The organism is Levilactobacillus sp. HBUAS70063 (assembly GCF_038374745.1).
Lineage (GTDB): Bacteria > Bacillota > Bacilli > Lactobacillales > Lactobacillaceae > Levilactobacillus.
In genome coordinates this window covers 71728-78612 of sequence record NZ_JBANSM010000009.1, presented here as the reverse complement: position 1 = coordinate 78612, position 6885 = coordinate 71728, and the positions used below count along the sequence as shown (strand labels likewise).

Here is a 6885-nt window from a genome sequence, read left to right as displayed (position 1 = left end):
AATCAACGGAAGCTCGTTCGACTTGCATGTATTAGGCATGCCGCCAGCGTTCGTCCTGAGCCAGGATCAAACTCTCATCTTATAGATGATGCGCTTGAATAGCTCATCGATTGTTGTTACATTTTTAAAAGCGAATTGACTTCGCAAATATTGTTTGGGTTTGATATAAACATCAAACCGCCCTACACATATTTGGTTTGTCGAAACAATGTTCAGTTTTCAAAGGTCTACCTAAGTGATTACCAACGTAATCAGCTTAATTATCATATCATGTTGCTGATGTGATGTCAACAAGAAGTTTGATTTAACAACGTTTCTCGTTGGTTGCCATATAAAACGCGACAACTTATTCAGAATATCACGTTATCAATAACTCGTCAACAACTAATTTCAATTATTTAAATTGGTCTAGTTGGCAACTCGCCTTGACAACGTATATAACTATACCAAGTAAAAGCCCTTGGCGTCAACTAAAAACTGAAAATAATCGAATATTTTTTTCAAAGGCATAACTTATGATTGAAAGCTTAAGAATAGTTAACTGACGGCCGTGTGTTTCTTAACTTTAACGGCATCCCCGTTCGGGTTTATTTTGGCGAAGAAAAAAGTGTAGCGTTCAAAAACACCGCTACACTCTCTAAATCCGATTATGACTTGGCGATCCGAACCAGGAAGTACCGCTTCTTTCCCCGCCGAACGATGACAAACTTGCCATCGAAGGCACTGCTTGGGTCAACTTCGGCCTGCGTGTCTGTGACCTTTTCGCCGTTAATCCGAATGGCCCCATTCGTTAAATCTTCACGAGCCTGACGCCGTGAGGATTCAATCTTGGTGTCATCGACCAGCCATTCGACCAAATTCTTCTTGTCGGCGCTAACCGTCACGGAAGGCATCTTCTTGAAGCCTTGTTCGATTTCACTCGCCGTCAAATCCGCAACATCTCCGGAGAACAAGGCCTTCGTGATGTGTTCGGCTTCAACCACGGCATCGTGACCGTGAACAAATTCCGTCACTTCTTCGGCCAACCGGCGCTGAGCTTCCCGCTTTTCTGGGTGGGTGGCCACGGCCGTTTCCAATTCCTTAATCTGGTCTTGGTCCAAGAACGTAAAGTACTTCAATAACTTGATGACATCCTTGTCATTGGTGTTAATCCAGAATTGATAGAACTCGTATGGTGAGGTCTTTTCCGGATCCAACCAAACGTTGCCGCCTTCGGACTTCCCGAACTTGGTACCGTCTTCCTTCAACAGTAATGGAATCGTTAAACCGTAAGCCTTGGCATCGGAACCCTTGAGCTTATGGATCAAGTCGATTCCGGCCGTGATGTTCCCCCACTGATCGGCACCCCCGATTTGGAGTTGAACATCTTCGGCTTGGAACAAGTGTAAGAAGTCAATGGACTGCAGAATCTGGTAGGTGAATTCCGTGTAAGAAATCCCGACCTCCAACCGTGAAGCCACGACTTCCTTATTCAACATGTTGTTGACGTTGAATAACTTCCCGTAGTCCCGCAGGAAGTCCAGAAGGGAAATCTTGGACAACCAGTCGTAGTTGTTGACGATCTTAAAGGTCCCGTCTTGACCAAAGAGGTGTTCCATCTGCTTCGTCAGGCATTCCTGGTTATGACGAACTTGGTCCATCGTTTGCAGCACCCGTTCGGACTTCTTACCGGAAGGGTCACCGATCGAACCGGTGGCACCCCCAATAATAATGTATGGCCGGTGACCAGCTAACTGGAAGCGTTTCAGGATCATAAAGGGAATCAAGTGTCCGATGTGCATGGAATCCCCGGTTGGATCGATTCCCACGTACAATCCAACGGCCTTATCCTTAACTAATTCGCCCAAACCGGCCTCGTCAGTCTGTTGGTTAATCGCGCCACGCCATTTTAACTCATCAATAATTGACATTTCCGTTCCTCCTATAATAAATCTCTCAATAAAAAAGCCCCCAATGGCACTAGGCCATCAGGGACGAATTGAAATCCGCGTTACCACCCAAGTTGTTGTCCATTTAGACAACCGCTCGTCATCTTTAACGGAATGACCCGCCGACTAGTCGGCCGCTCCTCAGCGTAATTCGTGGTCACGGTCGTTCTGACTCGCAGCACCGTCAGATCTCTTGACCGGAGCCGTCCCCACTACTGAACTGATTCATCGCTTATGATGTCGATGATACCGGGAGTCCGGGGAAAAGTCAATACACCAAGTGGTTAAAAGAGACTCCCGAGACTCTCGACCACGATTTGAATGTTCAAAACGGTTAGGACAATCGTGCACGTCCACGCCAGAACGGTAATCCAACGCTTATTGACGTACTCTGCCCCCATGATCTTCTTCGAGGACGTAAAGACCGTCAGCGGAATCATGGAAAATGGTAGCGCAATCGACAGGAAGACCTGCGAGTTCACCAACAGATTATCCAGAGCGGCTTCATTGCCACCATAGATCAACGTGCAGACGATGACCGGTACCACGGAAATCAACCGGGTCACCAGGCGCCGCACCCACAACGGGATTTTTAAATTAATGAAGCCTTCCATAATGACTTGGCCCGTCAACGTTCCGGTGATGGTCGAGTTCTGCCCCGAAGCCAACAACGCGACTGCAAACAGCGTGGACAGCAGTGGTGACGCCACCGCGCCGGCTAATTGGTTATCTTGCAAAGCGGCGTACAGGTTCCCGAACGTCCCCAGTTGGTCAGTGCCCTTACCAAAGAACATGGCCGCCCCCAAGAGTAGTAGCAAGCAGTTGATGATAAAAGCCCCGAATAACTGAATGTTGGAGTCCCACGTGGTGAACTTCACCGCCCGGCGCATTTCGGCCGGGTCGTCACGGTTGAACTTCCGCGTCTGCGAGATCGACGAGTGTAAGTAGAGGTTATGCGGCATCACGGTTGCCCCCACAATCCCCAAGGCCATCGTCAACTGGCCAGAATGCATAATCTCCGTCCGGGGAATGAAGTTAGCCATCGCCGCGCCCATGTTGGGTTGGGCAATAATCACTTCGTAAGCGAAGACCACCAGAATCACCGTAATCAGGCAGATCACGATGGCTTCAATCTTCCGGAAGCCCAATTTCGTTAACAATAATAGTAATAAGACGTCGAAAACGGTCAGTGACACTCCGAGAACCAACGGCACGCCGAACAGTAATTGCAGGGCAATGGCGCCCCCGATGACCTCGGCGATATCGGTCGCCATGATGGCTAACTCGGTAACGACCCATAGCACGGCGCCAATCCGCTTACTGGTATGGGCCCGCGTGGCTTGCGCCAAATCCATCTGTGTCACAATGCCCAGTTTAGCCGCCATGTATTGCAGCAACATCGCGATTAAACTCGACATTAAGATTACGGACATCAGCAGGTAGCCGTACTTGGCACCCCCACCAATCGACGTGACCCAGTTCCCCGGATCCATATACCCCACGGCAACCAAGGCTCCCGGTCCTGAAAAGGCCATTAAGTTTTTCAAAAAGCCCTTACCTTTAGGGATCGTGACGGTCCCGTTTACTTCTTCCAATGACGGTCCGTTTGCGTAACCGGCTAAACGCGCCGATTTCGTTGAAACGTTGTCTGTCATAATTTCCAACTCCCTTTTCTCTTAGTTCTCATCCAATTATACGGATAGACCGCATTTTGTAAAGAACTTTTTAACCGTACCTAACTTTAATTTTATATTACCCATTAAATAAATAACCCTAAAAATGCAAGTTTTCCTTGTGTTTTCACGATGCTTGCAGCATAATATTTTTTATATTTATTTTTACAGAAAGTGGTGACCACCTTGGCCCATACGAAAATGTTTCTCGAATTGCTTGCCCCCTTATTTATTGCGGTCCTCACGATTGCCGTCCTCGCCGCAGCCGTCACCTGGCAAGTCACGCCAGCCGCTATCGGTTTAGGGGCTTTGGGCGCCATCGGCTTGGCCACCACCGTTTTGGGTGGCCTGTCCGCTGACCTCTGGGCCCACCGGCACGCCCCACAACGCCTCAAATCACAAGCGAAGAACCGCTAAACACGAAGAAGCCTGACTCCCCAGCTATTGAGGAATCAGGCTTTTTTCATTAAGCACCTAAATATTGAAAGTAGAATAAACGCGCTGATTCGCGGAACGGCAGTGTTCTGTCCACTAAAATTAATGGAAGCAGGAGCCTGCGCCTGCCAGGGGTTCCGCCTGCTATGGGGCCACCTTCAACCTGGGAAGCGGGCTTCCGGTTCGCTTGGAAGCCTTGCCAAGCCCGCAAGTCTCCCAAGTCGCCCCACGCTGTAAGCTGAGAAAGAACCTCAGCTAACACCGTCACCACAGCTGGCTCCACCCCTGACGATCTCCGGCAGAATGGTGTTTATCAGTAACACCGACGTTTATCGACAAATTAGTTGCTACGTCGGGGTAAGCCGCTGGTTGCTGGCCAGCACTTTCGTAGCCGAGAGTGAGGCAAATATGGGTTCAGCCGTGGGAGTTCCCTTAGCGGTGGTTCCTGCCGCTTAGGGAACTGGCGTCTTTGAGACGTGGGCTGTCGGCTCAAAGCGAGGTGTCGAGACCGAATTGCGGCTCGGCCTGTCCGCCCACCGCGATCCAACCCAAATTTGGCGAACGGTAAGGCGACCAATCTCCACTACGAAACTGTAAACAACTAAACTTAACGTCATGAGTTGCGCGATGACCCTAGTTTTAGTCGATTTCTATCTTTCAGCCCTTCTCGGTCGTCTTTTTAACCCTGAATTGACCAGTGATCAAGACATAAACTAGTCCTTTCCCGCCGCGAGTGGCGTCTGGTTGCTGACGCCGCGGAGGCTTTTCAGCGTCCGTTCTAGCGTGACTGGGAGCTTCGCTTGGATCAGCTTCAATTCCTTTTGTCCCAGCACCGTTAGCGTCAGATACCGCCGGCGCCGGTCCTTGGTGGCGACGCGCTGGCTCAAGTAGCCGCGTTTACACAGATCCACCACCAGATTGGAGGTTCGGGTCGCCGAAAAGTCGAGTTTCCTCGCGGCCTGGGCCACCGTCAATTCTTCACTGGCCACGTAGGTTAGCAACTGACACTGCGGGAGGTTTAAACTGAGTTCCGCGAGCGGCTGGTTGTAGCACTGCGTGACCAAGCCATAAATCTTAGTCAATTGTTTCAATTGCTCATGCTCCACCATTCCTACCGACTCTCCTTTCCACGAATGTGTATCCGTTTTCATTATAGCATGAACTGTCTACCGTGAAACCATCCCGCCGCATAATTAGTCCGCCATATACCCTATTCTGACCCCTAAATGCGCTTATTTCTCACAAAAAGCGGCCGGAAAGCTATCCGACCGCTCCACTTCATTTATCTTATTCGTCACCCAACGGATGCTTCCGGTTATTGAAATCCAGAGCAAACAACGACAGCTCGTGATGCCGCAACACCCGAATTAATCGATCCAAGTTCTCCCCGTAAGCCAGCTCCTTGACCCAGTGAAAGGCTTCGATGTGGTGTCGATCGGCAAAACCCGCGGCCAGGGGGTCCACCCCGTAAATGATGAGGTAGTTGGCGCGATTCTGAGGTTCAATCACCGTTTGATCGGTCAATAGGCTCAGGTGCACGACCCCACTCAGCAGGCGATTGAAGATGTCCGTGGTCACGCCAATCATGTCGTAGGTCACCAGAATTTCAACTTTAGCCTCCGTCAGCGTCAATCCATTGGTGTATTTACTCAAATGCTTCTGTACCAACCGAATATCCGTAGCGGCCACCTGACCGGGATACAGCCGTCCCATGCTCTTCGCCAAGGCCGTTGCCGCCGCTATCGAGGACGCGGTGGGCTGGTAAAGCGCCGTAATTTCCGGTCGTAACAAGGGGTCCACTCGGAAGAGCAACATGAACTGACACAAGGCGAACAGCCAGTTGGCGAACCAATCTCGCCCCGTGGCATAGTCTTGGAGCTCACGAACCCCGGGCGCCAGTTCGTAGTTGCCCAAGCGTTGCTTCAGTCCCAGATATAGGCGCTGCATCGCCTGAGGTTGTAAGGCCCGGACGAAATACGGCGAGCTGGTAAGCAAGTAGTCCAACGTGGCCAACTCCGTCAGCGCCTGCTGCGGCGTATCACCGAGCCGATCCTGAAAGGCCCCGGCTAAGCCGCGCAGGTCCGTCAGATGGGCCAATGGGAACCGCAACTGCCCGTATCGGTAGCCCTGATCCAATCGTAGCAACGCCAAGGTCACCAGCAAATCCTTACGCTGGGTCAGGCTAGCCGACTCCTGATAGACCCGGGTGTTCGCGTAGACCCGCATGATTTTGTCATGCAACGCCCGCATCGTCGCGGATAATGGCGGTAAGTCCGCCACGGCAGTCAAGGTCGTGCTAAACAACATGAAATAGAGGAGTTGAATCAACACCTCATTGCCCTCGAGCCGCAGGGGATTTGCGGTCAACTGTAAATTATACTGGGCTAGCTGTTGTTTCATGGCCTTCATGCGCCGGTTAAAAGTCGAGGTACTAATCCCCAGGTCAGCGCAAAAGTCACTGCTGGATTGCGACTTGCGTTGATCCAGCGTCACTACCATGGCCCGGTACGGAATGCTCTGGCGATACAACCAGTGGCGGTAGTCATCCATGGTCACTCGCGTCGCCAGGTCGTCCTTGGTCAGAATGGTTTGCGGGTCCAGTGCCAACAGATCCGTCCGTAAATTCAACAGCACGTGATACGCCCGCGAATAACTGACTTCCGTCATCTCGGCAAACGCCGTCAGACTAAAATGGCGGCGCTCGTCATTAATAAAGGTCAACAATCGAATCTTCAATATATCGCGGTCCGTTAACATCGCAAAGTCAATCTTCAATTCTCTCACTTCTCATTCGCCTGGCATAAACGAAAGCCCCCTCATGCTGGTTCATCAGGGGAGGCCTTCCACCA

The 6885-nt window shown here is 51.0% G+C and carries 5 protein-coding genes, 1 rRNA gene and 1 other annotated feature; of the genes, 1 reads left to right on the top strand and 5 read right to left on the bottom strand.

From position 1 onward, the window contains the following. From V8I28_RS12220 to V8I28_RS12210, 3 genes are all read right to left on the bottom strand, one after another. Positions 1–82, bottom strand: a 16S ribosomal RNA gene (locus tag V8I28_RS12220); the annotation flags it as partial. A 565-nt stretch (positions 83–647) separates the two neighbouring features. Beyond that, positions 648–1910 carry a tyrosine--tRNA ligase gene (tyrS, locus tag V8I28_RS12215; protein WP_341780372.1) on the bottom strand — a complete coding sequence of 421 codons (1263 nt, stop codon included), beginning with the start codon at positions 1908–1910 and terminating at the stop codon, positions 648–650. Positions 1911–1966: 56 nt separating this feature from the next. Further along, positions 1967–2166: a binding site (T-box leader), on the bottom strand. Positions 2167–2212: 46 nt separating this feature from the next. Continuing rightward, complete coding sequence (locus V8I28_RS12210) at positions 2213–3583, bottom strand: Nramp family divalent metal transporter (protein ID WP_341780371.1); 1371 nt, start codon at positions 3581–3583, stop codon at positions 2213–2215. Positions 3584–3802: 219 nt separating this feature from the next. Here V8I28_RS12210 and V8I28_RS12205 point away from each other — a divergent pair, with 219 nt between their 5' ends. Continuing rightward, positions 3803–4018 carry a hypothetical protein gene (locus V8I28_RS12205; RefSeq protein WP_341780370.1) on the top strand — a complete coding sequence of 72 codons (216 nt, stop codon included), beginning with the start codon at positions 3803–3805 and terminating at the stop codon, positions 4016–4018. 731 nt (positions 4019–4749) lie between these two features. Here the strand turns inward: V8I28_RS12205 and V8I28_RS12200 are convergent. Then, positions 4750–5145 (bottom strand): MarR family winged helix-turn-helix transcriptional regulator, encoded by a 396-nt coding sequence (locus V8I28_RS12200; RefSeq protein WP_341780369.1) that lies wholly within the window; start codon positions 5143–5145, stop codon positions 4750–4752. Positions 5146–5323: 178 nt separating this feature from the next. After that, on the bottom strand, positions 5324–6811 hold the full coding sequence (locus tag V8I28_RS12195) for a helix-turn-helix domain-containing protein (RefSeq protein WP_341780368.1): 1488 nt from the start codon (positions 6809–6811) through the stop codon (positions 5324–5326). Positions 6812–6885 lie beyond the last annotated feature (74 nt).